General features: G+C 71.7%; 26 protein-coding genes. 7 read left to right on the top strand and 19 right to left on the bottom strand.

Features of this window, described 5'->3' with window-relative positions; all coding sequences use genetic code 11:
* The first annotated feature begins 257 nt into the window (after nt 1-257).
* A complete protein-coding gene (locus tag AB0G47_RS26040) occupies nt 258-854 on the top strand; it encodes an SCO3374 family protein (protein ID WP_266863709.1) in 597 nt (198 codons plus the stop codon).
* Here the strand turns inward: AB0G47_RS26040 and AB0G47_RS26035 are convergent.
* The 11 genes from AB0G47_RS26035 to AB0G47_RS25985 all read right to left on the bottom strand — a co-directional run bounded on the left by AB0G47_RS26035 (nt 833) and on the right by AB0G47_RS25985 (nt 9,358).
* The gene (locus AB0G47_RS26035; protein ID WP_360774417.1) at nt 833-1,168 is read right to left on the bottom strand and encodes an Lsr2 family protein; all 336 of its coding nucleotides are present in this window, start codon (nt 1,166-1,168) and stop codon (nt 833-835) included. The two genes, AB0G47_RS26040 and AB0G47_RS26035, sit on opposite strands and share 22 nt — an antisense overlap.
* Before the next feature lie 224 nt (nt 1,169-1,392).
* Nucleotides 1,393-1,926 (bottom strand): amino-acid N-acetyltransferase, encoded by a 534-nt coding sequence (locus AB0G47_RS26030; protein WP_266863714.1) that lies wholly within the window; start codon nt 1,924-1,926, stop codon nt 1,393-1,395.
* 9 nt (nt 1,927-1,935) lie between these two features.
* Nucleotides 1,936-2,343 (bottom strand): BlaI/MecI/CopY family transcriptional regulator, encoded by a 408-nt coding sequence (locus AB0G47_RS26025; RefSeq protein ID WP_360774414.1) that lies wholly within the window; start codon nt 2,341-2,343, stop codon nt 1,936-1,938.
* 169 nt (nt 2,344-2,512) lie between these two features.
* Complete coding sequence (locus AB0G47_RS26020) at nt 2,513-2,683, bottom strand: hypothetical protein (protein ID WP_266863718.1); 171 nt, start codon at nt 2,681-2,683, stop codon at nt 2,513-2,515.
* Nucleotides 2,684-2,697: 14 nt separating this feature from the next.
* Nucleotides 2,698-3,378: a hypothetical protein gene (locus AB0G47_RS26015; RefSeq protein WP_360774410.1), complete on the bottom strand. Its 681-nt coding sequence runs from the start codon at nt 3,376-3,378 to the stop codon at nt 2,698-2,700.
* 99 nt (nt 3,379-3,477) lie between these two features.
* Nucleotides 3,478-3,780: a hypothetical protein gene (locus AB0G47_RS26010; protein WP_360774407.1), complete on the bottom strand. Its 303-nt coding sequence runs from the start codon at nt 3,778-3,780 to the stop codon at nt 3,478-3,480.
* Between the two features lie 132 nt (nt 3,781-3,912).
* Nucleotides 3,913-4,719 carry a type III pantothenate kinase gene (locus tag AB0G47_RS26005; RefSeq protein WP_360774404.1) on the bottom strand — a complete coding sequence of 269 codons (807 nt, stop codon included), beginning with the start codon at nt 4,717-4,719 and terminating at the stop codon, nt 3,913-3,915.
* A 7-nt stretch (nt 4,720-4,726) separates the two neighbouring features.
* Nucleotides 4,727-5,716, bottom strand: coding sequence for a carboxylating nicotinate-nucleotide diphosphorylase (nadC, locus tag AB0G47_RS26000; RefSeq protein ID WP_360774401.1), 990 nt, complete (start codon nt 5,714-5,716; stop codon nt 4,727-4,729).
* Nucleotides 5,713-7,425 (bottom strand): L-aspartate oxidase, encoded by a 1,713-nt coding sequence (locus AB0G47_RS25995; protein ID WP_360774399.1) that lies wholly within the window; start codon nt 7,423-7,425, stop codon nt 5,713-5,715. Before AB0G47_RS25995 ends, nadC begins: the two co-directional genes overlap by 4 nt.
* Nucleotides 7,422-8,423: a pantoate--beta-alanine ligase gene (panC, locus tag AB0G47_RS25990; RefSeq protein WP_360774396.1), complete on the bottom strand. Its 1,002-nt coding sequence runs from the start codon at nt 8,421-8,423 to the stop codon at nt 7,422-7,424. The genes AB0G47_RS25995 and panC overlap by 4 nt, the downstream gene beginning before the upstream one ends.
* Entirely contained in the window at nt 8,420-9,358 is a 939-nt protein-coding gene (locus AB0G47_RS25985) for a DUF2520 domain-containing protein (RefSeq protein WP_360774393.1), read from the bottom strand. The genes panC and AB0G47_RS25985 overlap by 4 nt, the downstream gene beginning before the upstream one ends.
* 147 nt (nt 9,359-9,505) lie before the next feature.
* Between AB0G47_RS25985 and AB0G47_RS25980 the strand changes: the two genes are divergently transcribed.
* Nucleotides 9,506-10,741 (top strand): beta-eliminating lyase-related protein, encoded by a 1,236-nt coding sequence (locus AB0G47_RS25980; protein WP_360774390.1) that lies wholly within the window; start codon nt 9,506-9,508, stop codon nt 10,739-10,741.
* On the opposite strand, the gene AB0G47_RS25975 is transcribed toward AB0G47_RS25980, so the two are convergent.
* Nucleotides 10,698-10,958 (bottom strand): hypothetical protein, encoded by a 261-nt coding sequence (locus tag AB0G47_RS25975; RefSeq protein ID WP_360774387.1) that lies wholly within the window; start codon nt 10,956-10,958, stop codon nt 10,698-10,700. The two genes, AB0G47_RS25980 and AB0G47_RS25975, sit on opposite strands and share 44 nt — an antisense overlap.
* A 262-nt stretch (nt 10,959-11,220) precedes the next feature.
* Between AB0G47_RS25975 and AB0G47_RS25970 the strand changes: the two genes are divergently transcribed.
* Entirely contained in the window at nt 11,221-12,327 is a 1,107-nt protein-coding gene (locus AB0G47_RS25970) for a DUF5937 family protein (protein WP_266863738.1), read from the top strand.
* A 16-nt stretch (nt 12,328-12,343) separates the two neighbouring features.
* On the opposite strand, the gene AB0G47_RS25965 is transcribed toward AB0G47_RS25970, so the two are convergent.
* The gene (locus AB0G47_RS25965) at nt 12,344-13,018 is read right to left on the bottom strand and encodes a response regulator transcription factor (protein WP_360774384.1); all 675 of its coding nucleotides are present in this window, start codon (nt 13,016-13,018) and stop codon (nt 12,344-12,346) included.
* 81 nt (nt 13,019-13,099) lie between these two features.
* Nucleotides 13,100-14,302, bottom strand: coding sequence for a sensor histidine kinase (locus tag AB0G47_RS25960; RefSeq protein ID WP_360774381.1), 1,203 nt, complete (start codon nt 14,300-14,302; stop codon nt 13,100-13,102).
* A gap of 105 nt (nt 14,303-14,407) precedes the next feature.
* Between AB0G47_RS25960 and AB0G47_RS25955 the strand changes: the two genes are divergently transcribed.
* Entirely contained in the window at nt 14,408-15,460 is a 1,053-nt protein-coding gene (locus AB0G47_RS25955) for an SAM-dependent methyltransferase (protein ID WP_360774378.1), read from the top strand.
* Here AB0G47_RS25955 and AB0G47_RS25950 read toward each other — a convergent pair.
* Nucleotides 15,425-16,576 (bottom strand): NADH-quinone oxidoreductase subunit D, encoded by a 1,152-nt coding sequence (locus AB0G47_RS25950; RefSeq protein WP_360774375.1) that lies wholly within the window; start codon nt 16,574-16,576, stop codon nt 15,425-15,427. The genes AB0G47_RS25955 and AB0G47_RS25950 overlap by 36 nt on opposite strands.
* A 63-nt stretch (nt 16,577-16,639) precedes the next feature.
* Between AB0G47_RS25950 and AB0G47_RS25945 the strand changes: the two genes are divergently transcribed.
* Together AB0G47_RS25945 and AB0G47_RS25940 are read left to right on the top strand one after the other, a co-directional pair.
* The gene (locus AB0G47_RS25945) at nt 16,640-17,149 is read left to right on the top strand and encodes a PH domain-containing protein (protein WP_360774373.1); all 510 of its coding nucleotides are present in this window, start codon (nt 16,640-16,642) and stop codon (nt 17,147-17,149) included.
* Nucleotides 17,146-18,489 carry a PH domain-containing protein gene (locus tag AB0G47_RS25940; protein WP_360774370.1) on the top strand — a complete coding sequence of 448 codons (1,344 nt, stop codon included), beginning with the start codon at nt 17,146-17,148 and terminating at the stop codon, nt 18,487-18,489. Before AB0G47_RS25945 ends, AB0G47_RS25940 begins: the two co-directional genes overlap by 4 nt.
* Before the next feature lie 146 nt (nt 18,490-18,635).
* Here AB0G47_RS25940 and AB0G47_RS25935 read toward each other — a convergent pair whose 3' ends face one another.
* From AB0G47_RS25935 to AB0G47_RS25920, 4 genes are all read right to left on the bottom strand, one after another.
* A complete protein-coding gene (locus AB0G47_RS25935) occupies nt 18,636-19,613 on the bottom strand; it encodes a hypothetical protein (protein ID WP_360774367.1) in 978 nt (325 codons plus the stop codon).
* A 144-nt stretch (nt 19,614-19,757) separates the two neighbouring features.
* Nucleotides 19,758-20,732: an ABC transporter substrate-binding protein gene (locus AB0G47_RS25930; protein WP_360774364.1), complete on the bottom strand. Its 975-nt coding sequence runs from the start codon at nt 20,730-20,732 to the stop codon at nt 19,758-19,760.
* 63 nt (nt 20,733-20,795) lie between these two features.
* The gene (locus tag AB0G47_RS25925) at nt 20,796-21,509 is read right to left on the bottom strand and encodes an ABC transporter permease (RefSeq protein WP_360774362.1); all 714 of its coding nucleotides are present in this window, start codon (nt 21,507-21,509) and stop codon (nt 20,796-20,798) included.
* On the bottom strand, nt 21,506-22,234 hold the full coding sequence (locus tag AB0G47_RS25920; RefSeq protein WP_360774359.1) for an ABC transporter permease: 729 nt from the start codon (nt 22,232-22,234) through the stop codon (nt 21,506-21,508). Before AB0G47_RS25920 ends, AB0G47_RS25925 begins: the two co-directional genes overlap by 4 nt.
* Before the next feature lie 142 nt (nt 22,235-22,376).
* Between AB0G47_RS25920 and AB0G47_RS25915 the strand changes: the two genes are divergently transcribed.
* Nucleotides 22,377-23,534 (top strand): betaine/proline/choline family ABC transporter ATP-binding protein, encoded by a 1,158-nt coding sequence (locus AB0G47_RS25915; RefSeq protein ID WP_360774357.1) that lies wholly within the window; start codon nt 22,377-22,379, stop codon nt 23,532-23,534.
* Nucleotides 23,535-23,548 lie beyond the last annotated feature (14 nt).

The raw sequence follows: 23,548 nt of genomic DNA, 5'->3' as shown, positions 1-23,548 counted from the left end.
CGCAGGCCAGGCACTTACCCTCACCACCACTACGCCGATGGCGAACGTGAGACGGCCTAGCGCGCGTGTCGCCCCTCCCCACTAGGGATGTCTTACCCGTAACGACTGACACTCCATGCGGCGCGCGCCGGTTCCCTCCGCTACGGGCGAACACCCTTGCGCCGCCGAACACGCTTTTACGCCTCGAATCCGGACACTCTGCGCGTTCGCCCGAGCACCCTGCGTAACCCACCGGTCCGTCGGGCGGTTGCTCAGACATGGCCCACCTCACTGTTCCCCAGCCCCGCCTGCCGTACGAGCAGAGCGATCCGGTGCGTCAGTGGTACGAGAACGAACTCGGCTGGGCGACCGAGGACCGGCGCCCGGGGCTGCCGGTACGGCTGCTCACGGGGCTGCGCTTCGATGTGCTCGAACTTCCCGCGGAGGCCGGCTTCGCCGCGCTGCGGCATCTCGGGCCGAAGGCTCCGGTGGCACTGCGCGGGGAAACGATGCGGCTCTTCGTGGCCGCGGGGAGCGCCGAGGAACTGCCGGGGCTCCTGGAGTGGCTGGAGTGGGGTGACATCCCGCTGGAGCTCACAGCCGTCGGGGCGGGCGGGCGGACCGATGCGCCCACGCCCCCGGGGTGGTCCGGCTCGCGGGGGGCGGCCGTCTGGCTGCGCCCCCCAGAGCCCGGGTGCGAGGTGGAGCCGACGCTGCCGGCACTGCCGTCCCTGTACTGCGTGGGGGGTGGCACCGTGCCCCACAGCGACCCCGCCGTGGGCTCCGGTCTCGTACGACTTGTGGACACGGCGGCAACGCAGTGCCACCGGGTCCGTCTGCGACGGGGCCGTCGTCAGCCGTTGGCCTTCTCGTAGGCCTCGCGGATGGACGCGGGGACGCGGCCGCGGTCATTGACCTCGAAACCGTTCTCCTTCGCCCAGGCGCGAATGGCTGCGGTGTCCTGACCACCGCTCGTCGCGACGGGGCGGGCCTTGCCGCGTCCGCCCGCACGGCCACCGGTACGACGACCACCCTTGAGGTAAGGCTCAAGAAGACCGCGGAGCTTGTCCGCGTTCGCAGTGGTGAGGTCAATCTCGTACGACTTGCCGTCCAGCGCGAACGTCACCGTCTCGTCCGCCTCGCCACCGTCGAGGTCATCGACAAGAAGGACCTGAACCTTCTGTGCCACCGGATTTCCTTTCATCGATAACTTCAGGGCCGGACCATGCGGCGTGAGCCGCTGAATCGCCGCCCCCTGTTATATGCAGTACTGCAGTACATCGGAAAGCAAACCGCTTTTGCTGGAAAAACACAAACCCCCGGGAGAGACCGGGGACCCCGAGAACCCAGGAAACATGCGCGTTTCGGACATAGGGAACCGGGGCAGCAGGCGTTCGGAATACGCAGCGACGATCACAGATGCAGAAGCATCCGGCTGTTGCCCAAGGTGTTCGGTTTCACTCGTTCGAGGCCGAGGAACTCGGCGACACCCTCGTCATTGGAACGCAGCAGCTCGCTGTAGACATCTCCGTCGACCGGCGTCTCACCGATCTCCACGAAGCCGTGCTTCGCGAAGAAGTCGACTTCGAAGGTGAGACAGAAAACTCGCCGGACACCGAGCCAGCGAGCGGTCTGCAGCAACTTCCCCAACACCTGATGTCCCACTCCGACGCCCTTGACATCGGGCTTCACCGCGAGCGTGCGCACTTCCGCGAGGTCTTCCCACATCACATGCAGGGCACCGCAGCCGACGACCTCGGCGTTGTCGTCGCGTTCCGCTACCCAGAACTCCTGGATCGACTCGTAAAGCGCGACGGTCGCTTTGTCGAGCAGGATCCCCTGGCGGGTGTAGGAGTCGAGGAGGTCGCGCACGGCCGGGACATCGGCGGTGCGCGCCCTGCGTACGGAGACTGCTTTTGCGCTGAGTTCAGGGGGTTCTGCTGGCATGATCGGACGCTATCGTTCTGCTTCGCGCTCCGCCGCGTCGGGGTTCGGCGGGTTCTGTCCCTGAACGTTCGGTCCCTGAACGATGCGCATCGCATCGCTGAGCGCTTCGCGCTGTTCCTCCGACATCATGCCGAAGAACGCGACAAGAGCGGCCGCGGGGTTGTCACTCTGGGACCATGCTTCGTTCATCAGTGCGGCCGCGTAGGCGGCCCGAGTGGAGACCGCCTCATATCGATAGGCGCGGCCTTCCGCTTCACGGCGCACCCAGCCCTTCTGATGGAGATTGTCCAAAACGGTCATGACAGTGGTGTAGGCGATGGACCGTTCCTGCTGAAGGTCTTCAAGGACTTCCCGAACGGTCACGGGGCGGTTCCACTTCCACACCCGTGTCATGACTGAGTCTTCGAGTTCTCCCAAGGGGCGAGGCACACCAGAACAATAGTGGGAGATGTCACTAATGCCATGACGGACGTGGCGGAGGCGCCATTTACCCAACAAAAAGGGCGTACGACTCGGAATGTGAGCGAGCCGTACGCCGTGCGTGCGCGAGGGGTGACCCCAGGTCACCGGAAGGAGTCTGCCGTGGTCAGGGCTGCGGAGACTGCCGGACGCCCTCGGCGCGGGTGATCGCGGCGTCGACGGCCGCGTCCTCCTTGGCCTTGTTGGCGCCGCCCTGGGTCTTCACGATCGTCACGATGAGACCGGTGAAGAACACGGCCATCACTACGGGGGGCAGGAGCGCGGAGACGTAGTCCATGCCCCCCAGAGTAGCTAGCCCGCCACGAGCCGGTGCGCCGGGTCCGCCGGATTTGCCGGAGCCGCCGGGTCGGCCGGGTCCGCGGGGCGGCGCTTGGGCGGGAAGACCTCGGCCGGGGTCGGCACGGGACGGCCCGGCTCGGGGGCGGCAGGGCGGCGGGCCGGGGCCGCCGGGGACTTGGGCTTGGGCGCCTCGGGGCGCTCCGCGTCGCCGCGGCCGCCGGGGAGGGCGAGCAGGCGTGTGCGCGACGCGGGGACGCGGGGACGCGGGGCGGCCTTGGTCTGCACGGCCGCACGCCCCGACAGACGGGCGCGTACGTCGCGTTCGGCGAGGGCGCGGCAGCGTTCCAGGAGCGCCGCGGCGGCCGGGTTGCCGCGCAGCGCTCGCAGCGCGGCGAGGTCGTCGGGGCCCGGCTGGTGGCCGGAGCCGATGACGTCCTCCAGGAGCGCGAGGTAGCCGGTCGCGGTGCCGGGCAGGGCCGCCCGGTAGCGGGCGAGGTCGGCCAGCAGGAAGGCGCGGAGCCTGGCTCCCTCACGTGCCGCCTCGTCGACGGAGTCGGCGAGGCTGAGGCAGTCCTGGACGTCCTCATCGGAGACGGGGCTGGGATGCAGGGCGAGGGCCAGGGCGCGGCGGAGCACACGCAGCTCCTCCGCACTGAAGGCCATGCCGCCGCGGGATCCGTATGGCGTGGGCATGGACCGACGATACGCTCAATAACGGACAAAATCGGCTTAACGCCAATCTTTGGCGTGGCTTGGCTCGGGGGCCGGCGCGTGGGGTCAGTCCGCGTGGGGTCAGTCCGCGCGGCGGCGGACCATCGCGAAGGCGACCGCGCCGACTCCGAGCGCAGCGGCCCCGGCGAGGGCGATCCAGGGGAGGACGCCTGCGCCGGTTTCCGCCATGGTTCCGTCGGGCGCCGGAGGGGCGGAGGCCTCAGGGACTTCGGGGGTGTTGGTGGTACCCGCGGTGCGCGTGGCGGTGGCCGTGCCGGGGCCGTCGGCCTGGACCGTGGTCACGATCGGGGCCGGGGGCACGGCGTGGACCGCGCTCGCCGATCCCGCCGGGCCGCCGAGCCCGATCAGCACCGCGGCCGCCACTGCCGCGGCCGCTCTTCCGCTACGCCCCATTTGCCCCACGCCCACTAGACACCGGCCCAACTCCCGTCCCTGCGCAGACTCTTGTATGGGGCGGAGGGTTGTGTGCGCAACCCCGCTCAGGTGCGGAAACGGTCAACTACGCGAAACATTGCGCTCGTAGACCAGCCGCAGGCCGATCAGGGTCAGCCACGGCTCGTGCTCGTCGATGACCGAGGACTCGCCGAGCACCATGGGCGCAAGGCCGCCGGTCGCGATGACCGTGACGTCGTCCGGATCGCCGCCGGGGCCCGCCAGTTCGCGCGCCATGCGCTGTACGACACCGTCGACCTGGCCCGCGAAGCCGTACAGGATGCCCGACTGCATGGCCTCCACGGTGTTCTTGCCGATGACGCTGCGCGGCCGGGCCAGCTCGATCTTGCGGAGCTGCGCGCCGCGTACGCCGAGCGCCTCGACGGAGATCTCGATGCCGGGGGCGATGACGCCGCCGGTGTACTCGCCGCGCGCGGAGACCGCGTCGAACGTCGTCGCCGTACCGAAGTCGACGACGATGGCGGGCCCTCCGTAGAGCTCGACCGCGGCGACCGCGTTGATGATGCGGTCGGCGCCGACCTCCTTGGGGTTGTCCATGAGGATCGGCACGCCGGTCTTGATGCCGGGCTCCACGAGGACGGCGGGCACGTCTCCGTAGTAGCGCCTTGTGACCTCGCGCAGTTCGTGCAGGACGGAGGGGACCGTCGAGCAGATGGCGATGCCGTCGATGCCGTCGCCCAGCTCGTCGCCGAGCAGCGGGTGCATGCCCATCAGGCCGTTGAGCAGCACGGCGAGCTCGTCGGCGGTGCGGCGCGCTTCGGTGGAGATGCGCCAGTGCTCGACGATCTCCTCGCCGTCGAAGAGGCCGAGGACGGTGTGGGTGTTTCCGACGTCGATGGTCAGCAGCATGTCGTCGTCACTCCGCGGCGCGCAGGTCGAGGCCGATGTCGAGGATCGGCGAGGAGTGGGTGAGGGCGCCCACCGCGAGGAAGTCGACGCCCGTGTCCGCGTACGCGCGGGCGTTCTCCAGGGTGAGGCGGCCGGAGGACTCCAGGATCGCGCGGCCGTGCACGATCGCCACGGCCTCTTCGGTCTCGCCCGGCGTGAAGTTGTCCAGGAGGATCAGGTCGGCGCCCGCGTCCACGACCTCGCGCAGCTGGTGGAGCGTGTCGACCTCGACCTCCACGGCCAGGTCGGGGAAGGCCTCGCGTACGGCCTTGAAGGCCTGCTGCACGCCGCCGGCGGCCACCACGTGGTTGTCCTTCACCAGGGCCGCGTCCGAGAGCGACATGCGGTGGTTGACGCCGCCGCCCATGCGGACCGCGTACTTCTCCAGGGAGCGCAGTCCGGCCGTCGTCTTGCGGGTGTCGCGGACCTTGGCGTTCGTGCCGTCGAGTGCGTCGGCCCACGCGCGCGTGGCGGTCGCGATCCCGGAGAGGCGGCACAGCAGGTTGAGCGCGCTGCGCTCGGCGGTGAGCAGGTCGCGGGTGCGGGTGGTGACGCTGAGCAGCTTGTCGCCCGCCTCGATCCGCTCGCCGTCCTCGATGTGCCGCTCGACCTCGAAGGTGTCCGTGCAGACGAGGGAGATGACGGCCTCGGCGACGCGCAGGCCCGCGACCGTGCCGGCCTCGCGGGCGGTGAAGTCACCGGTGGCGACGGCCTCTTCGGGGATCGTGGCGACCGAGGTGACGTCCACGCCGCCGTCCAGGTCCTCCGAGACCGCCATGTGCGCGATGTCCTCGACCTCGACGGGGTCGAGCCCCGCGTCGGCCAGGAGCTGCGCCAGGGCGGGGTCGAGGCCGCACTCCATGGGGTCGTAGGCGTCGTCTCCGCCGCAGCCGCAGGCGTCGCCGCAGCCGCCGCCGACGGGGGCGATGGGGAGGTCGGGGGTGCTGCTCACGGTCACTTCTCCTGAAGTCTCGTCGTCGGGGGGAAGTCGTTGGTCTCGGTCGTCCACACGGCCAGCGTCCGGTCCGCGTTGAGACGTACGACGATGTGGCGCCGCCAGGCCGCGTCGTCGCGGTCGGCGTGGTCCTCGCGCCAGTGGCAGCCGCGGGTCTCCTCGCGGCGCTGCGCGGCGGCCACCAGGACGCGGGCCACACACAGGAGGTTGGTGGTCTCCCACGTGTCGACGCCGGGCTCGGCGGTCTTGCCGTCCTCGGCGAGCGCGCCCGCGGCTTCGGCGTGGACGCGGGCCAGCCGGGCCGCGGCCTCGGAGAGGGAGTCGGCGGACCTGAGCACTCCGGCGCCGTCGGTCATGACGCGCTGGATGGTGAAGCGGGCCTCGGGCGGCAGCAGAGGGTGCTCGGGGGAGTCGGGGCGGGACACCGGCGCGGGCACGCGCGCGTGGAGGGCGTCTTCCGCGTGGCGCGCGGCGATGTCCGCGGCGATGCGCTCGGCGTAGACCAGGCCCTCCAGGAGGGAGTTGGAGGCGAGGCGGTTGGCGCCGTGCACGCCCGTGCAGGCGACCTCGCCGCAGGCGTAGAGGCCCGGCACTGTGGTGCGGCCGTGCGGGTCCGTGCGCACGCCGCCGGAGGCGTAGTGCGCGGCCGGGGCGACGGGGATGGGCTCGGTGACCGGGTCGATGCCGTGGGCGCGGCAGGCGGCGAGGATGGTCGGGAAGCGGCTCTCCCACATCTCGGCGCCGAAGTGGCGGGCGTCCAAGTACATGTGGTCGGTGCCCCGCTCCTGCATGCGGCGCGTGATGCCCTTGGCGACGATGTCGCGGGGCGCCAGCTCGGCGAGCTCGTGCTGACCGACCATGAAGCGCACGCCGTCGGCGTCCACGAGGTGCGCGCCCTCGCCCCGGACGGCTTCGGAGACGAGCGGCTGCTGGCCCTCCGCGTCGGCGCCGAGGAAGAGCACCGTGGGGTGGAACTGCACGAACTCGAGGTCGCTCACCTCGGCGCCCGCGCGCAGGGCGAGCGCGACGCCGTCGCCCGTGGACACGGAGGGGTTGGTGGTCGCGGAGAAGACCTGGCCCATGCCGCCGGTGGCGAGGACCACCGCGGGGGCGTGCACGGCGCCCACGCCGTCGTGCTGGCCCTCGCCCATGACGTGCAGCGTGACACCGGCGGTGCGGCCGTCGGCGTCCGTGAGGAGGTCGAGGACCAGGGCGTTCTCGACGGTCGGTATGCCACGCGCGCGGACCGCCTCGACCAGGGCGCGGGAGATCTCCGCGCCGGTCGCGTCGCCGCCCGCGTGCGCGATGCGGCGGCGGTGGTGGCCGCCCTCGCGGGTCAGCTCGATGGCGCCTTCGGGGCCCGTGTCGAAGTGGGCGCCGGTCTCGATGAGGCGGCGTACGGCGTCGGGGCCCTCGGTGACGAGGGTGCGCACCGCCTCTTCGTCGCACAGGCCCACGCCCGCGACGAGCGTGTCGTCCAGGTGCTGTTCGGGGGTGTCGCCCTCGCCGAGTGCCGCGGCGATGCCGCCCTGGGCCCAGCGCGTGGAGCCGTCGTCGAGGCGGGCCTTGGTGACGACGACCGGCTTCAGGCCGGCCGCCGAGCAGCGCAGGGCGGCGGTAAGACCGGCCACTCCGGAGCCGACGACCACGATGTCGGCGTCCAGGGACCATCCAGGGGCGGGGGCGTGCAGCCGTATTCCGGTGGCACTCATGCGGTGGCTCCGAACGTGAGCGGGATGTTGTCGATCAGCCGGGTCGCGCCGACCTTGGCCGCGACGGCGAGGACCGCGTCGCCCGTGTGGTCCGGCCCCACGTCCGTGAAGTCGGCCGGGTCGACGAGCGCCAAGTAGTCCAGTTCGAGCGGGGGTTGGCGGCGGGCCGCCTCGTCGATGACCTGGCGGGCCGCGGCGCGGACGGCCGCGGGGCCGCCGGGCACGGCCGGCGTGACGGACTGGGCGACGGCGTGGGTGTCGGCGGCGGCGCGGGACTCCCCCAGCGCGTTCAGGGCGGCGGCACGCGCGTGCGTGGCGGGGGCGCTCGCCGCCCGTGCGCGCAGGGCCTCCTGCGCGGCGTGCCGGTCGCGGCCCGCGAAGAGGGCCTGGGAGAGTGCGAGGGCGGTGCGCCGCTCGGCCGCGGACAGGTAGCGGTTGCGGCTGGAGAGCGCCAGGCCGTCGTCCTCGCGCACCGTGGGTACGCCGACGATCTCGACGCCGAAGTTCAGGTCCCGCACCATGCGGCGGATGAGGGCGAGCTGCTGGGCATCCTTCTGTCCGTACAGCGCCACGTCGGGGCGTGTGAGGTGCAGGAGTTTGGCGACGACCGTGAGCATGCCGTCGAAGTGGCCGGGGCGGGTGGCCCCTTCGAGGCGGGTGCCCATGGGTCCCGCGCTGATGCGGACCTGAGGTTCGCCGCCGGGGTAGACCTCGTCCACGGAGGGGGCGAACACGAAGTCCGCGCCCTCCTGTTCGGCGATCTTGATGTCGGCGTCCAGGGTGCGCGGATAGCGGTCGAGGTCCTCGCCCGCGCCGAACTGGAGGGGGTTGACGAAGACCGTGACGACGACCTCGCCCTCGTCGCCCGCGATGCGGCGTGCGGTGCGGATGAGCGTGGCGTGGCCCTCGTGCAGGGCGCCCATCGTCATGACGACGGCGCGGCGGCCCGCACGCGTGCGCGTGCGCAGGGCGTCGGCGGTGTGCAGGAGGCCGGTCATCGGCTGTCTCCCTCGGTGTCGCCGGTCCCGCCCGCGCCGTTGGCCAGGACCCCCAGGAGGTCCTCGGCGAGCTCCGGCTTGAGCAGTCCGTGGGCGAGTGCGCGGTCGGCGGTGGCACGGGCCATCGCCAGGTATCCGGCGACGGTCTGCGGGGCGTGCTTGCGCAGCTCGGCGACGTGGGCGGCGACGGTGCCCGCGTCCCCGCGCGCGACGGGTCCGGTGAGGGCGGCGTCGCCGGACCGCAGCGCGTTGTCGAGCGCGGCACCGAGCAGCGGGCCGAGCATCCGGTCCGGGGCCTCCACGCCGGCGTCCCGGAGCAGCTCCATGGACTCGGCGACCAGCGTGACCAGGTGGTTCGCGCCGAGCGCGAGAGCCGCGTGGTAGAGCGGCCGCGACTCCTCGGCGATCCACTCGGGCTCGCCGCCCATCTCGATGACGAGCGCCTCGGCCGCGAGCCGCAGCTCGTCGGGGGCGGTCACGCCGAAGGAGCAGCCGGCCAGGCGCTGTACGTCCACGGGGGTGCCGGTGAAGGTCATGGCGGGGTGCAGCGCGAGCGGCAGGGCGCCGGCCCGCAGCGCAGGTTCGAGCACCTTCGTGCCGTACCGCCCCGATGTGTGCACGATGAGCTGGCCGGGGCGGACGGCACCGGTCTCGACGAGGCCGTCGACCAGGCCCGGAAGGGCGTCGTCCGGCACGGTCAGGAGGACGAGCTCGGCGCGCTCCAGGACCTGGGCGGGCGTGACCAGCGGGACGTCGGGCAGCAGGACCGCCGCTCTGCGCACGGACGCGTCGGAGACACCGGACGCGGCGACCGGGCGGTGCCCGGCCAACTGGAGCGCCGCGGCGAGCGCAGGGCCGACCCGGCCCGCTCCCACGACGCCCACCGTGAGCCTCGCGGGGCGGTCCCGCGGGTCTGGCTGATGAGGTGCGTTCACGCGATGACGCCTTCCCGTTCCAGTCCGCTCGGGGTACCGGACGATTTCTCGTCATGCTAACGCGATCGGTCCGTGGCGCGTCTTCGGCTGTCCACAGGCTGTGGGTATTCGTATGACTGGTGGCCTCGGGCAGGCCATGCTCGAAGGATGACTGTGCACGAGGCGGAAGAAGAGCGGCCCCAGGAACAGCTCACGCATCAGCCGGAAGCGCTCGGGGACGGACCCGCGGAGGACTCCGCGGAGGACTCCGCGGAGGATCCGGACGGGCGCGCCCGGCGCTCGGCGGCGGCCCGTGGCGCAGCCCGGGCCCTGCACCGCTCACCCCTGGTCGTGCCGCTCGCCGAGCGCCTGTCGGCCCTGGCGGCCGCGGCCCACGAGGTCGTCGGCCCGGACGACCCCACCGACGTCTACGGCGACGCCGTCGTCGCGACCCTGGAGGAAGAGGTCGCGCGCCTGCTCGGCAAGGAGGCGGCCGCCTTCTTCCCGACCGGCACGATGGCCCAGCAGGTCGCCCTGCGCTGCTGGGCGGGCCGCACCGGCAACGCGACGGTCGCCCTGCACCCGGTCGCGCACCCCGAGGTCCACGAAGGGGGCGCCCTCTCCGTGGTGAGCGGTCTGCGCACGGTCCACCCGACGAGGGAGCCGCGGCTGCCCACGGCCGACGAAGTGCGGGACTTCGAGGAGCCCTTCGGGACGCTGATGCTCGAACTGCCGCTCCGGGACGCCGGTTTCGTCCTGCCGTCCTGGGAGGAGCTCGAAGAGGTCGTGGAGGCGGCGCGCGAACGCGACGCGGTCGTGCACTTCGACGGCGCACGCCTGTGGGAGTGCACACCGCACTTCGGCCGCCCCCTGACGGAGATCGCGGCCCTCGCGGACACGGTGTACGTGTCGTTCTACAAGTCCCTCGAAGGCCTCAGCGGCGCCGTGCTCGCCGGGCCGCGCACGCTCGTCGAGGAGGCGAGGGTGTGGCGCCACCGCTACGGAGGCCAGCTGTTCCAGCAGTTCCCGGCCGCCGTGTCCGCGCTGCTCGGCCTGAAGCACACGCTGCCCCGGTTGCCCGATTACGTGGCCCACGCGCGCGTGGTGGCCGACGCGCTGCGCGAAGGGTTCGCGGCGGCCGGGGTGCCGTGGTCGCGCGTGCACCCCGAGCGGCCGCACACCCATCAGTTCCAGGTCTGGCTGCCGTACGACTCCGAAGTCCTGACCGAGGCGTCGCTCGCCCAGGCGGAGGAGACCAAGACCCTGCTGTTCGGCCGCTGGTTCCCCGACGGCCCGCCCGGCCTCTCGGTCACGGAGGTCACCGTGACCGAGGCCGGCCTGGAGTGGACGGCCGACGACGTCAATGATGCGGTCGCGGAGTTCGTGCGGCGGCTCCCCGGCTGACGGATCCCCGGCCGAGGTGGACGGAGTGGGCGAGCCGGGCCAGGGCGGCCCGGACCCATCCGTGGGCGGGGCGTTCCTCGACGACGGCCTGGAAGCGCCCGTAGTCGCGCACCTCGCGGATGACCTGCCAGTCGTGCTGACCGGGGGCAGGTGGGGTGCGCTCGTCGTGCTGGGCGGCGCGGTAGCTGTCGAGGAGGTACTGCTGCGTGATGCTCATGATGGCCTCGCCTCTCGGGGTAAATGGTACTTATCGGGCACTCGTGGGTCGACGGGAAGCAGGGTCGACACATGGAGGGCATGAAGGGCATGGAGGGTGCGGGAAGGACAGGTCCCCCGGGCGCTGCGCCCCGGGTGCTGTGCCCCGCTTGCTGCGTCCCGCTCACCACAGACTGCGCCCACCGACCCCACGCCGTCGCGTCGATTGACGCCGAGCGTCAATCGACGGCGGGGATGTCGGTGGCGGGGTGCACCATGGGGCCATGAGCGTGAGCATCGACATCACCGGGCTGCTCCCGGAGCGGATCCACGTCGTGCCCTCGCCCCTGGCCGAGCTCGGCATGGCGCTGCACGCGCTGGCGGAGCCGGGCCACCACCCGGGGCTCCAGGGCTGGGCGACGGCGGTGTCCGCGCGCATGGACCCGTGCCTCGCGGACCGCATGTGCGACGCGGACTTCCTGTGGCGCACGACGTTCTCGGACGTCTTCGCGCCGTTCGCCGGCATCCCCGGCAGGCAGGCGCTCCCGGGCGCCACGCTCGCCGAGGAGCTCGACCTGCTCGACAAGCTGACCGACGAGCAATTCGTGGACGCCGCCCTGGAGTTCACCTGCCAGTCGTCGTACGCGGAGCCGAACCGCTCCATCCTGGGCACCCCGGAGGTGCAGCAGCGCGCCCTGGAGCTGGCCGCCGCCCGAGGCCCGCACCAGGTGCGTTTCACCCGGCGGCTGCTCGACGACCCGTCCGCGGTCCGCGCCTGGTTCCGGCAGCTGGTGGAGGACTGCGACGAGGCGTTCTTCGCGGACACCTGGGAGCGCCTGCAGCACCAACTCGCCGCCGACGCCCGGCACAAGACCGACCTGCTGCGCCGCAAGGGCCTCGCCGAGGCCCTGAAGGCGGTGTCCGGTGCGGCCTCCCTGGACGAGGAGGCCCGGCTCATCACCTTCGACAAGATCACCGAGGGGCGCACGGTCACGGGGGACGGCAGCCTCGTGCTCGTCCCGACCAGCCTCGGCTGGCCGCATCTGATGGTGCTGCACCGCTATGGCTGGCAGCCCGCGATCACGTACCCGATCAGCGGGCCCGGCCTCACCGCCCCGCCCTCCGTGGAGCAGCTGACCCGCCGCATGTCGGCGCTCGCCCACCCGGCCAGGATGCGCCTGTGCCGCCACCTCGCGCGCGGGGCGTACACCACGGGCGAGCTTGCGGACGCGCACGGCCTGACGGCGCCCGAGGTGTCACGCCACCTCAGCGTCCTGAAGAAGGCCGGGCTCGTCACGACACGGCGCCGCGGGCGCTATGTGCAGCACCAGCTGGACATCGGCGTGGTGTCACGCCTGGGCAGCGACTTCATCGAGGGGGTGCTGCGCTAGGGCAGGCCCGTAGCTCTCAGGCCCCGCCGCCACCCGCCCGCACCAGACCCGTCTCGTACGCGAGGACCACCACCTGCACGCGGTCCCGCAGCCCGAGCTTGGTCAGGATGCGTCCCACGTGCGTCTTGACGGTGGCCTCCGACAGGACGAGCCGCGCCGCGATCTCGCCGTTCGAAAGCCCCTGGGCGACCAGGACCATGACCTCGCGCTCGCGGTCCGTGAGCCGTTCGAGCTCCTTGTGCTGCGGCTGGCCGCCCGCGTTCGGCAGCATCGGCGCGAAACGGTCGAGCAGGCGCCGCGTGGTGGACGGCGCGACCACGGCGTCACCGCTGTGCACGGACCGGATCGCGGCGAGCAGCTCCCCCGGAGGCACGTCCTTCAGCATGAAGCCGGAAGCACCCGCCTTCAGCCCCGAGAAGGCGTACTCGTCGAGATCGAAGGTCGTCAGGATCAGCACCTTGGGCGGATTCTCGTCCTGGCAGATGCGCCGGGTCGTCTCCACGCCGTCCAGTTTCGGCATGCGTACGTCCATGAGCACCACGTCGACCTTGGTCGACCGCAGCGCCTCAAGCGCCTCGACGCCGTCGCCCGCCTCCGCGACGACTTCCATGTCCGGCTGGGCTGCGAGCACCATCCGGAACCCCGTGCGCAGCAGCGCCTGGTCGTCGACGAGCATGACGCGGATCGACATCAAAGGCCCCTTCGTGGATGAGTTCATAAGCGTATGGCGTTGATGCATCGGTGACAGGTGTCAGTTCGCAGGCGTCGCGTGTCAGCTCGCGGGCTTCAGCGGGAGCAGCGCACTGATGCGGAAGCCGCCGCCGGGCCGCGGCCCCGCGTCCAGCGTGCCGCCGACCATGCCGACGCGCTCGCGCATGCCGATCAGGCCGTGCCCGCTGCCGTCGGCGCCGCCGTCCTCGTACAGCTCGTGCGGGGCGCCCTTGCCGTCGTCCTCGACGAGCAGCCCCAGGCCGTCGTCGAAGTAGACCAGGCGCACGCTCGCCCCGGTGTTCTCGCCGCCGTGCTTACGGGTGTTGGTGAGTGCCTCCTGCACGATGCGGTACGCGGTCAGCTCCACGCCGCTCGGCAGCGGGCGCGGGGTGCCCTCGACCTTGAAGTCGACGGGCAGCCCTGCCGTGCGCACCTGCTCGATGAGCTCGTCGAGCTGCTCGACATCGGGCTGCGGGACGTACTCGCCGCTCTCCTGGTGCTCACCGGTGCGCAGCACGCCGAGCAGCCTGCGCATCTCGGCGAGCGCCTGCCTGCCGGTGCCCGAGATGGTCTCCAGGGCCTGCTTCGCCTGCTCCGGGGCGCTGTCGAGGACGTACGCGGCACCGTCGGCCTGGACGACCATCACCGAGACGTTGTGCGCGACGACGTCGTGCAGCTCGCGGGCGATCCGGGCCCGCTCCGCGGCCACGGCGACCTTGGACTGGGCCGCACGCTCCTTCTCCAGGCGGTCGGCGCGCTCCTCCAGCTGGGCCAGATAGGCGCGGCGGGTGCGGATGGAGTCGCCGAGCACCCAGGCGAGCGCGAAGGGAACCATCTGGAAGACCATGAACAGGACGTTCCCGAAGGCGCTTATGTTCTCCTCCGGCCAGCGCAGGGCCGAGAGCGGAGCCGCGCACAGACCGCCGGTCAGGGCGACCCGCGAGGCCCATTTCGAGCCGTCGGCCGACGCGGTGTAGATGATCACCAACATCGCGAAGTCGGCGGGCATCGGGCCCACGTCGAAGATCAGCTGGGCGACGCCGAGGACGACGGCGAGGATCAGCATCTTCTCGGTGGCCTTGCGGCGCAGCGCGACGACGACGGCGAGACCGACAGCGATCACGGCGGCCGCGGCCGCGGGGTCGCTGCCTTCCGCCTCGGCCATCGAGACCATGCCCAGGCCGGAGATCCCGAGCAGGAAGAGGGCCCAGAAGCCATCGACCCCGGTCGGGTGTCTGCGGAGGAAGTCATAGACGCGCTGCACGTAACCCAGCGTAGGCAGCCGCACGGCCCTCCGGGGTCAACCGGAGGGCCGATCCGCACCCGGCACGTGTACTCCCCAAGGTGGAGGCGCCCTTAGCCTTCTCGCGTGGCGAACGAGGTCCGGGGTGAGCGGCGGGACGTGTGGCGGGGCTGGCGTGAGGCCACCGAGGAGGCGCTCTACGGCCCTGCGGGCTTCTATCTGCGCCCCGGCGGACCCGCGGCGCATTTCCGCACGTCGGTGCATGCGTCGCCGCTCTTCGCCGCGGCCGTGGCCCGCCTCCTTTGCCGCGTGGACGAGGCGCTCGGCCACCCCGCCGAGCTGGCCTTCGTGGACCTCGGCGCGGGCCGCGGCGAGCTGACCGCGGGCGTCCTGGCCGCGCTGCCCGCCGAAGTGGCGGCACGCACGCGTGCGTACGCGGTGGAGCGCGCCGCACGCCCCGAAGGGCTCGACCCGCGCGTCGAGTGGCGGGACCGGGCGCCGGCCGGCGTCACGGGTCTGCTCTTCGCCAACGAGTGCCTCGACAACGTCCCCCTGGACATCGCCGAGGTGGCGCCGGACGGTGTCGTGCGCCGGGTCCTCGTGCGCGACGACGGCACCGAATCGCTCGGGGCCGCCGTCGACGGCGCGGACGCCTCCTGGCTCGCACGCTGGTGGCCGCTGCCCCCGGAGCCGGGCCTGCGCGCGGAGATCGGCCGCCCCCGTGACGAGGCGTGGGCGGCGGCCGTGGCGACGCTGACGCGCGGCCTCGCCGTCGCGGTCGACTACGCGCACGACCGGGCGGCACGACCGCCGTTCGGGACGCTGACGGGCTTTCGCGCGGGCCGCGAGACGGTGCCCGTGCCGGACGGCGGCTGCGACATCACCGCCCATGTGGCGTTGGACGCCTGCGCGCTGGAGGGGGCGACGCTGCTCACCCAGCGGGCGGCGCTCGGCACCCTTGGCGTGAGCGGCGGCCGCCCGCCGCTGTCCCTCGCCTCCAGCGACCCGGCCGCGTACGTACGGGCCCTCACGCGCGCGGGAGAGGCGGCGGAGCTCACCGCGCCCGGCGGGCTCGGGGACTTCGGGTGGCTGGTCCAGCCGGTCGGCGTACCGCTCGAAGGCCTGCTGCCCGGCGCGGATCCGCTACTTGTCGATGTCGCCGACCACGAAGAACAGTGACCCCAGGATCGCCACCATGTCGGCGACCAGCTGGCCCGGAAGGAGTTCCACCAGCGCCTGGATGTTGTTGTACGAGGCCGAGCGGAGCTTGAGGCGGTAGGGCGTCTTCTCGCCCTTGGAGACCAGGTAGTAGCCGTTGATGCCGAGCGGGTTCTCGGTCCACGCGTACGTGTGGCCCTCGGGGGCCTTGAGGACCTTCGGGAGGCGCTGGTTGATCGGCCCCTGGGGCAGGTCGGCGAGCCGGTCGAGGCAGGCGTCCGCGAGGTCGAGCGCGTTGTGGGTCTGCTCCAGGAGCACCTCGAAGCGGGCCAGGCAGTCGCCCTCCTGGCGCGTGACGACCTTCAGGGTGTCCTGCAGTTCCCCGTACGCGAGATACGGCTCGTCGCGGCGCAGGTCGAAGTCGACTCCGGAGGCACGCGCGATGGGACCGCTCACTCCGTAGGAGTGCACCGCCTCCGGGGACAGCACGCCGACGCCGCGGGTGCGGCCCCGGAAGATCTCGTTGCCGAGCACCAGCTTGTCGTACACGTCCATGCGGGAGCGGACCGATGCGACGGCGGCACGCGCGCGTACCGGCCAGCCGGCGGGGAGGTCCTCCTTGAGGCCGCCCACGCGGTTGAACATGTAGTGCATCCGCCCGCCGGAGATCTCCTCCATCACGTTCTGGAGCTCCTCGCGCTCCCGGAAGGCGTGGAACACCGGGGTGATACCGCCCAGTTCGAGCGGATACGAGCCCAGGAACATCAGGTGGTTGAGTACGCGGTTCAGCTCGGCGAGCAGCGTGCGCATCCAGACGGCGCGCTCGGGCACCTCCATGCCGAGCATGCGCTCCACGCCGAGGACGACCCCGAGCTCGTTGGAGAACGCGGACAGCCAGTCGTGCCGGTTGGCCAGCATCACGATCTGCCGGTAGTCCCGCGCCTCGAAGAGCTTCTCCGCACCGCGGTGCATATAGCCGATGACCGGCTCCGCGTGCTGGATCCGCTCGCCGTCGAGGACGAGACGCAGCCGCAGCACGCCGTGCGTGGACGGGTGCTGCGGGCCGATGTTGAGCACCATGTCGGTGCTCTCCGCGGCGCCGCCGATGCCGAGCGTGGTCTCCGTCGTGGGGCTCATGCGCGCATTCTCTCGTACGCTCCGGCATACGCGACTGTGACCCGGCGTACGTACGCTTGCGGCATGGATACGGGGACGGCGGAACCCGCGCGACCGGCGGGGACAGAGGCACAACCGGTATGGACCGGGCTGCCCAGGGGACTGCTCAGAATGCGACGGCTTCTCCTGGTGGTGTGGCTCGTGCCGATCGCGGTGGCCGTGGGGGTGCTCCTGGGGGTGTTCGCCGGACCGGCATGGGCGTTCTTCGCGCTGCTGCCGCTCGCCCTCGTGGTGTGGGGCTGGCCGATGCTGGAGCGCAACTGGCGGTCCTGGAAGTACGCGGAGCGCTCCGACGACCTTCTGATCAGCAGGGGCGTGCTCTGGCGCGAGGAGACGATCGTCCCCTACGGCCGGATGCAGCTCGTCGAGGTCACGTCGGGACCGGTGGAGCGGTACTTCGGGCTCGCGGGCGTGCAGCTGCACACGGCGGCAGCCGCCACGGACGCGCGGATCCCCGGGCTGCTCCCCGAGGAGGCCGAGCGGCTCCGCGACCGGCTCACCGAGCTGGGCGAGGCCCGCTCGGCGGGGCTGTGAGCGGCGTACGCGAGGCGGCGGGGGAAGAACACACCCGCGGCCCCGACGACGTACGAGAGCGGCGTCTGCACCCCGTCACGCCCCTGCGCAGGGCCTGGGCGCCGGTCGCGGTCCTCGTGGGCTTCGCGGTGCACGACCCGAACGGCACCCAGCGGCGCGTCTCCGAACTCGCCGTGTCCCAGCTGCTGGCCGGGATCGCCGTCGTCCTCCTGGGCGGCGCCCTCTACGGCTTTCTCAGCTGGTGGTTCACGCACTTCGCGGTCACCGACACGGAACTGCGCATCCGCACCGGCCTGATCTTCAGGCGCACCGCCCACATCCGGCTCGACCGGCTCCAGGCCGTGGACGTGACGCAGCCGCTCGCGGCCCGGATAGCGGGCGTCGCCAAGCTCAAGCTGGACGTCGTCGGCGCGGAGAGCAAGGACGAACTCGCCTATCTGGGCGAGGAGGAGGCCGCTGTCCTACGGGCCGAACTCCTCGCGCGGGCGGCCGGTTTCGCCCCCGATGAGGCCCGCGAGGTCGGCGAGGCGCCGGTCAGGAATCTGGTGCACGTACAACCGCGCATGCTCGCGATCTCGCTTCTCCTGACCGGCACTACGTGGGGCATGCTCATCGCCACGCTGATCGTGCCGCCGTTCCTGTGGTTCGTCACCCACAACCTGTGGACGGTCCTCGCGACCGGCCTTCCCATGCTGGGCGGCGCCTTCGCCAGCAGCGTGGGGCGCTTCATCGGCGAGTACGACTGGAAGGTGGGCGAGTCCCCCGACGGCCTGCGCATCGACCACGGGCTGCTCGACAAGGCGCACGAGACGGTGCCGCCGGGGCGGGTGCAGACCGTGCGGGTCGTGGAGCCGTGGCTGTGGCGGCGGCGCGGGTGGGTGCGGGTCGAGCTGGACGTGGCGGGCTCCGCCAACGGCGTCCTGGTCCCGGTCGCGCCCCGGGATGTCGCCGAGGCGGTGATCGGCCGGATCCTGCCGGGCGTCCGGGTGCCGGCCGCCGCCGAGCTGATCCGGCCGCCCTCGCGCGCGGCGTGGTGCCTTCCGGTGTGGTGGAAGGGGTACGGCCTCACGGTGACGGACACGGTGTTCGCCGCGCGGCACGGTCTGCTGCGGCGGCGCCTGTCGTTGGTGCCGCACGCGAAGGTGCAGAGCGTGCGGCTCACGCAGGGGCCGTGGGAGCGGCACAAGGGGGTGGCGGATGTGGTGGTGGACACCGGCGCGAACAAGACGGTGACCGCACGGCTGCGTCCTACGGGGGAGGCGGTTTCGCTCCTGGAGGCGCAGGCCGAGCGGTCGCGTACGGGGCGGAGGGATGCGCTGCCGGATCGGTGGATGGCGTGATGTGAGGGGTTCGGTGCCGGGCAATCGGGAAGGGGGTCCCCCTGCTCATCAAGAGCTTGGGGGAGGGCGGGAAAGATCCGCCGCGAAGCGGCGGTCTTGAGCGGGGTCCGGGGCGGAGCCCCGGTACCGAGCCACGGCGGGCCTAGCTACGCCCGCAGGGCGGTCCGCAGTTCCGCCACGTCGATCTGCTCCGTCTCGTCATGCGCCGTCAGGTCGATGACCTGACCCGCCGCACCGCCCGAGCCCTCCGCGGGAGCCTGCTTGAAGTCCGCCTCGGCCTCCGCCTTGTGCAGGGCGAGTGCCTCCTCGCCCACCACGTCCGCGAGGTCCGCGTTCTGCACGGCCTCCAGCGCGGCGGGCGCCGCGCCCTTCGTGCCGAAGAAGTCGAAGCCGCCCTGGACGACCGGGCGCCTGGTCTGCGCGGGCGGCGCGACGGCGACCGCGCGCTCGTGCCCGCCGTACCCGTCGGCCGCCCCGGACTTCCCCCGCGCCTCGTCTCCGTCCGCGCCGGAGGCGGACGGCTTCGGCGTCAGCCGGTCCAGCGCGGCGTTCGCCCGCAGGTACAGCGACGGAGTCGCGCTCTCCGGAGCCTTGGCCTGGGCCGGGACCGGAGCCTGGGCCGGGACCGGAGCCTGGGCCTGAGCCGGCGGCAGCGCCCGCGCCGGAGTCGACGCCTCGATGGCGAGGAGCCGCCGCCCCTCCAGCGCACTGGCCCGCTCGGTCTCCGCCGTGGCGTACCGCCGAAGCAGCGCCGCGTGCTCATTGCGCAGCGCGGCAAGCTCCGCCCGCTTGGCGCGCAGCTTCGTCTCCAGGCGGCCGCGCAGCTCGCGGGACTCGTCGAGGTCGGACTCGCACTCGGCTATCCGTTCCTCGTAGCGCCACTCGTCGCTCTTGCGGGCGCGGCCGAGCTCGGCGACCTGCTTGCCGGCCGAGAGGTCCCAGCGGCGCATGACGACGGAGCCCACGACGGCGGCCGCGGCGGCCGCCGCGGTGAGGCCGCGGAGCACGATCGGTTCCGCGAAGAGCCAGGCGCCGCCGGCGCAGACGAGAGAGAGGCCTGCGACCGTCGAGGGGGGAAGCAGCCGGTGCAAGGGTGGGGAATGGCGGTGGCGTCCACGTGGCATGGCCAGAAACTTACCGCGCGTAGGCGAACTCTGGTGCCCCGGGCGCCAAAATGACAGTGCCACAGCGCTGATTCCCCGCCCTTGCCGATCCTCTTCGGCCACTCGACTCCACTTTCGGCCGCGCCAACTCCGGTTTCGGCCGCGCTACTTCTTGATCAATCCCTTCGACTCCAGATACTCCCTGGCGACATCGGCTTCCTTCTGCCGCTCGACATCGACCTTCCGGTCGAGTTCGGCGAGATCTTCCGTCGTGAGCGTCTCGGTCAGCTTGCCGAGCGCTTCGGCTATCTCCTTGTCGCCCGCTTCCTTCGCGTTCACCACCGGAAGGATGTTGTCCGCGTTCTGCAGCTTCTTGTCGTCCTCGAGGGCCACCAGGCCGAAGCTGTCCAGCGTCGCGTCGGTGGTCGTGGTCAGCACCACCTGGTCCGTGCCGTTCTTCACGGCCTGCTTGGACTGTGTGGTGCCGACGCCCTTGGGGTCGATTCCGGCGATGTCGATGCCGTACTTCTTCTTCAGTCCCGGCGCGCAGAACGGCCGGGTCTCGCATTCGTCACTCGCGGCGATCTTGACCTTCTCGCCCGACTCACCAAGATCAGAAAGCGTCTTGAGCTTGTGCTCCTTCGCGTATTCCTTGCTCACCGCGAACGCGTTCTGGTCGACCGCCTCGCCGACCGGAAGCACCTTCAGGCCGCGCGGCTCGGCGAGCTTCTTCAGCTCGGCCACCGTGGCGTCCACATCATTAGAAGCGACCGGCTTCGCCTTGGGCCCGTTCTTGCCGAGGTTGAGGAACTCCGCGAGCGTCGCCGCGTATTCGGGAGCGACATCGATCGAGCCCTTCTTCAGCTCGGGCTCGTACACCTCGCGGTTCTGGACGGTCTTGACCTCCGCGTCATATCCGGCCTCCTCCAGGACACCGACGTACAGCTCGGCGAGGACCTTCTGCTCGGTGAAGCGGGCCGAACCCACGACGAGCTTGCCCTTGCCGCCCGCCTTGTCGCCCGAGCCCTTGCCGTCCTCCTCCAGGCTGTCCCCGCCGCACGCGGTGAGCCCCGCGGTCAGCGCCACGACGGCCACGGCCGCCCCTGCCATCCGTCGCGCGCGACGCGTTGTGCTGTTCATCGGTGAACCACCATTTCGAAAGGTCGAACGGAAACAAGAAACCGGATCCGGGCCGCTGAGGAATCACCCGGCCGCCGAGGAGTCACTCACCGGACGGGGCCGCCCGCCCCTGCCGACACCGCGGGACGGGTCGAAGACGCGCCCCACGACCACGAGCACCACCTCCACGAAGAGCGCGAGCAGCGCCACGAGCAGGGCGCCCGCCACCACCTGGGGCGTGTTCTGCAGGTTGAACCCGGCCGTGATGATCCGGCCGAGACCCCCTTCGCCGGCCATCGCGGCCAACGTCGCCGTGGCGACGACCTGCACCCCGGCGGACCGGACACCCGTCATGATCAGCGGGTACGCGAGGGGCAGTTCGACCCGCGCGAACAGCTGGCCGCCGCTCATGCCCATCCCCCGCGCGGCCTCCACCACCGACCGGTCGACCTCGCGCATCCCGATGTACGCGTTGGTCAGCAGCGGCGGCACCGCGAAGAGCACCAGGGCGATCAGCGTCGGTACGTCCCCGTGCTCGCCCAGCGGGGTGAGCGTGAGGAGCACGAGCACCGCGAGCGTCGGCACCGCACGGCCGATGTTCGAGATGTTCACCGCGAGGGCGCCGCCCTTGCCGATGTGGCCGAGGAACAGCGCGATCGGCAGCGCGATCAGACACGCGACGGCCAGACACACCCCACTGAAGTAGAGATGCTCCGCGAGCCGGTGCCACACCCCCTTGTCGCCCTGCCAGTTGGCGGACGTGGTCAGCCAGTCGTACGCACCGGTGATCGCGTTCATGCAGGTTCAGCCACCTTGGCCGTGCGCTGCGCGCGAGCGGCACGGTTCGTCCGTATTCGATGGACCCGCGTCCAGGGCGTCAGCCACCGCTGGAGCGCCAGGAGCAGCAGGTCGGCCACGACGGCGAGGAGCACGCACAGCACGGACGCCGTGAGCACCTGTGCCTTGAAGGTCGTGTCGAGGCCGTCCAGGATCAGCGTGCCGAGCCCGCCGTAGTCCACGATCGCGCCGACCGTGGTCAGCGCCACCGTCGACACCGTCGTGATGCGCACGCCTGCGAGCAACGCGGGCAGCGCGAGCGGCAGTTCGACCTCCCACAGCAGCCGCAGCGGGCCGTACCCCATCCCCTTGGCCGCGTCCCGCGCCTCGTCGGGCACGGCCTGCAGCCCCGCCAGGATGTTCCGCACCAGGATCGTCAGCGAGTACAGCACCAGGCCCGTCACGACCAGCGAGGCGGAGAGCCCGAAGAACGGCAGCAGGAGCGAGAACATCGCGAGCGAAGGGACCGTGTAGAGCACGGTCGTCAGGCCGAGGATCGGCCCCGCGAGGAAGCGCCAGCGCCGGGCGAGCAGCGCAAGCGGCAGGGAGACGGCGACGCCGATCGCCACCGATGCCACGGTGATGCCCACGTGCTGCACGGTGGCGTCGATCAACTCCTGGCTGCGGGAACGGACGTACTCCCCGCAGATCCAGTCGTTCGCCACCAGACAGTTCTGCTCGCTCATCGCGCCCCGCCCCCTCCTCACTCCCCCGAAAACCGATTCCTGCGGCTGTCTGGCGACCCTAACGCGCACCACTGACAATCGCCGAGACTCGTCGTACTGGCGCAACATGGGCTTTACACAACGCCCGCAACAATGGGGAATCATGATCCGGTTCGAGCACGTCACCAAGCGGTACGCGGACGGCACCACCGCCGTCGACGACCTGTCCTTCGAGGTCGCCGAGGGTGAACTGGTCACGCTCGTCGGCCCGTCGGGCTGCGGCAAGACGACGACGATGAAGATGGTGAACCGTCTCATCGAGCCGACCGAGGGCCGGATATTCGTGGACGGCGACGACATATCCGCCATCGACCCGGTCCAACTCCGGCGCCGTATCGGCTATGTCATCCAGCAGGTCGGCCTCTTCCCGCACAAGACAGTCCTGGAGAACACCGCGACCGTCCCGCATCTCCTCGGCGTCAAGCGCGCCAAGGCCCGCGAGCGCGCGGCCGAACTCCTCGACCTGGTCGGCCTCGACCCGGCCACCTTCGGCGACCGCTACCCCGAGCAGCTCTCCGGCGGCCAGCGCCAGCGCGTCGGCGTGGCCCGCGCGCTCGCCGCCGATCCGCCGGTGCTCCTGATGGACGAGCCGTTCGGCGCCGTCGACCCCGTGGTCCGCGAGCACCTGCAGAACGAGTTCCTCCGCCTCCAGCAGGCCGTGCGCAAGACGGTGCTCTTCGTCACGCACGACATCGAGGAGGCGGTCCGGCTCGGCGACCGCATCGCCGTCTACGGCCAGGGCCGCATCGAGCAGTTCGACACTCCCTCGACGGTGCTCGGCGCACCCGCCACCGACTACGTGGCCGACTTCGTCGGCGCGGACCGCGGCCTCAAGCGGCTCTCCGTGACACCCATCGAGGAGGGCGACCTGGAGCAGCCGCCCGTCCTGCACCTGGACGACCCGCTGCCCGCGAAGCTGGACGCCCGCTGGGCCGTCGTCCTGGACGGCGAGAACAACCTGCACGGCTGGATCTCCGCCGAGCACGCGCACGGCGGTTCGGGCACGGTGCGGGACCACGCACGCCGCATGGAGGCGTGGCTTCCGGTGGGCGCGACCCTGAAGCAGGCGTTCGCCACGATGCTGCAGCACGACGCCGGCTGGATCGCCGTCATCGACAAGGACAGCGAGGGCCGCTTCCTGGGTGTGCTCACGCCGGCCCGGCTGCACGAGGCACTGCGCAGGTCGACGGCGGCCGACGCGCGTGACATCGCGCGCGGGGAGGTCGAGTTGGAGACGATCGCGGCCATCGGCGGGAGCTGAACCGCCTGCCGGCC

Source organism: Streptomyces sp. NPDC021622, assembly GCF_040640795.1.
GTDB lineage: Bacteria > Actinomycetota > Actinomycetes > Streptomycetales > Streptomycetaceae > Streptomyces.
This window is presented reverse-complemented; position numbering and strand designations above follow the sequence as displayed.

Excerpts from the sequence above, each read along its gene's own strand:
- AB0G47_RS26040 (WP_266863709.1), top strand. The coding sequence starts at position 258 with ATGGCCCACCTCACTGTTCCCCAGCCCCGCCTGCCGTACGAGCAGAGC.
- AB0G47_RS26030 (WP_266863714.1), bottom strand. The coding sequence starts at position 1,926 with ATGCCAGCAGAACCCCCTGAACTCAGCGCAAAAGCAGTCTCCGTACGC.
- AB0G47_RS26020 (WP_266863718.1), bottom strand. The coding sequence starts at position 2,683 with ATGGACTACGTCTCCGCGCTCCTGCCCCCCGTAGTGATGGCCGTGTTC.
- AB0G47_RS26015 (WP_360774410.1), bottom strand. The coding sequence starts at position 3,378 with ATGCCCACGCCATACGGATCCCGCGGCGGCATGGCCTTCAGTGCGGAG.
- AB0G47_RS26005 (WP_360774404.1), bottom strand. The coding sequence starts at position 4,719 with ATGCTGCTGACCATCGACGTCGGAAACACCCACACCGTCCTCGGCCTC.
- AB0G47_RS25995 (WP_360774399.1), bottom strand. The coding sequence starts at position 7,425 with ATGAGTGCCACCGGAATACGGCTGCACGCCCCCGCCCCTGGATGGTCC.
- panC (WP_360774396.1), bottom strand. The coding sequence starts at position 8,423 with ATGACCGGCCTCCTGCACACCGCCGACGCCCTGCGCACGCGCACGCGT.
- AB0G47_RS25980 (WP_360774390.1), top strand. The coding sequence starts at position 9,506 with ATGACTGTGCACGAGGCGGAAGAAGAGCGGCCCCAGGAACAGCTCACG.
- AB0G47_RS25975 (WP_360774387.1), bottom strand. The coding sequence starts at position 10,958 with ATGAGCATCACGCAGCAGTACCTCCTCGACAGCTACCGCGCCGCCCAG.
- AB0G47_RS25970 (WP_266863738.1), top strand. The coding sequence starts at position 11,221 with ATGAGCGTGAGCATCGACATCACCGGGCTGCTCCCGGAGCGGATCCAC.
- AB0G47_RS25965 (WP_360774384.1), bottom strand. The coding sequence starts at position 13,018 with ATGTCGATCCGCGTCATGCTCGTCGACGACCAGGCGCTGCTGCGCACG.
- AB0G47_RS25950 (WP_360774375.1), bottom strand. The coding sequence starts at position 16,576 with ATGAGCCCCACGACGGAGACCACGCTCGGCATCGGCGGCGCCGCGGAG.
- AB0G47_RS25945 (WP_360774373.1), top strand. The coding sequence starts at position 16,640 with ATGGATACGGGGACGGCGGAACCCGCGCGACCGGCGGGGACAGAGGCA.
- AB0G47_RS25935 (WP_360774367.1), bottom strand. The coding sequence starts at position 19,613 with ATGCCACGTGGACGCCACCGCCATTCCCCACCCTTGCACCGGCTGCTT.
- AB0G47_RS25930 (WP_360774364.1), bottom strand. The coding sequence starts at position 20,732 with ATGAACAGCACAACGCGTCGCGCGCGACGGATGGCAGGGGCGGCCGTG.
- AB0G47_RS25925 (WP_360774362.1), bottom strand. The coding sequence starts at position 21,509 with ATGAACGCGATCACCGGTGCGTACGACTGGCTGACCACGTCCGCCAAC.
- AB0G47_RS25920 (WP_360774359.1), bottom strand. The coding sequence starts at position 22,234 with ATGAGCGAGCAGAACTGTCTGGTGGCGAACGACTGGATCTGCGGGGAG.
- AB0G47_RS25915 (WP_360774357.1), top strand. The coding sequence starts at position 22,377 with ATGATCCGGTTCGAGCACGTCACCAAGCGGTACGCGGACGGCACCACC.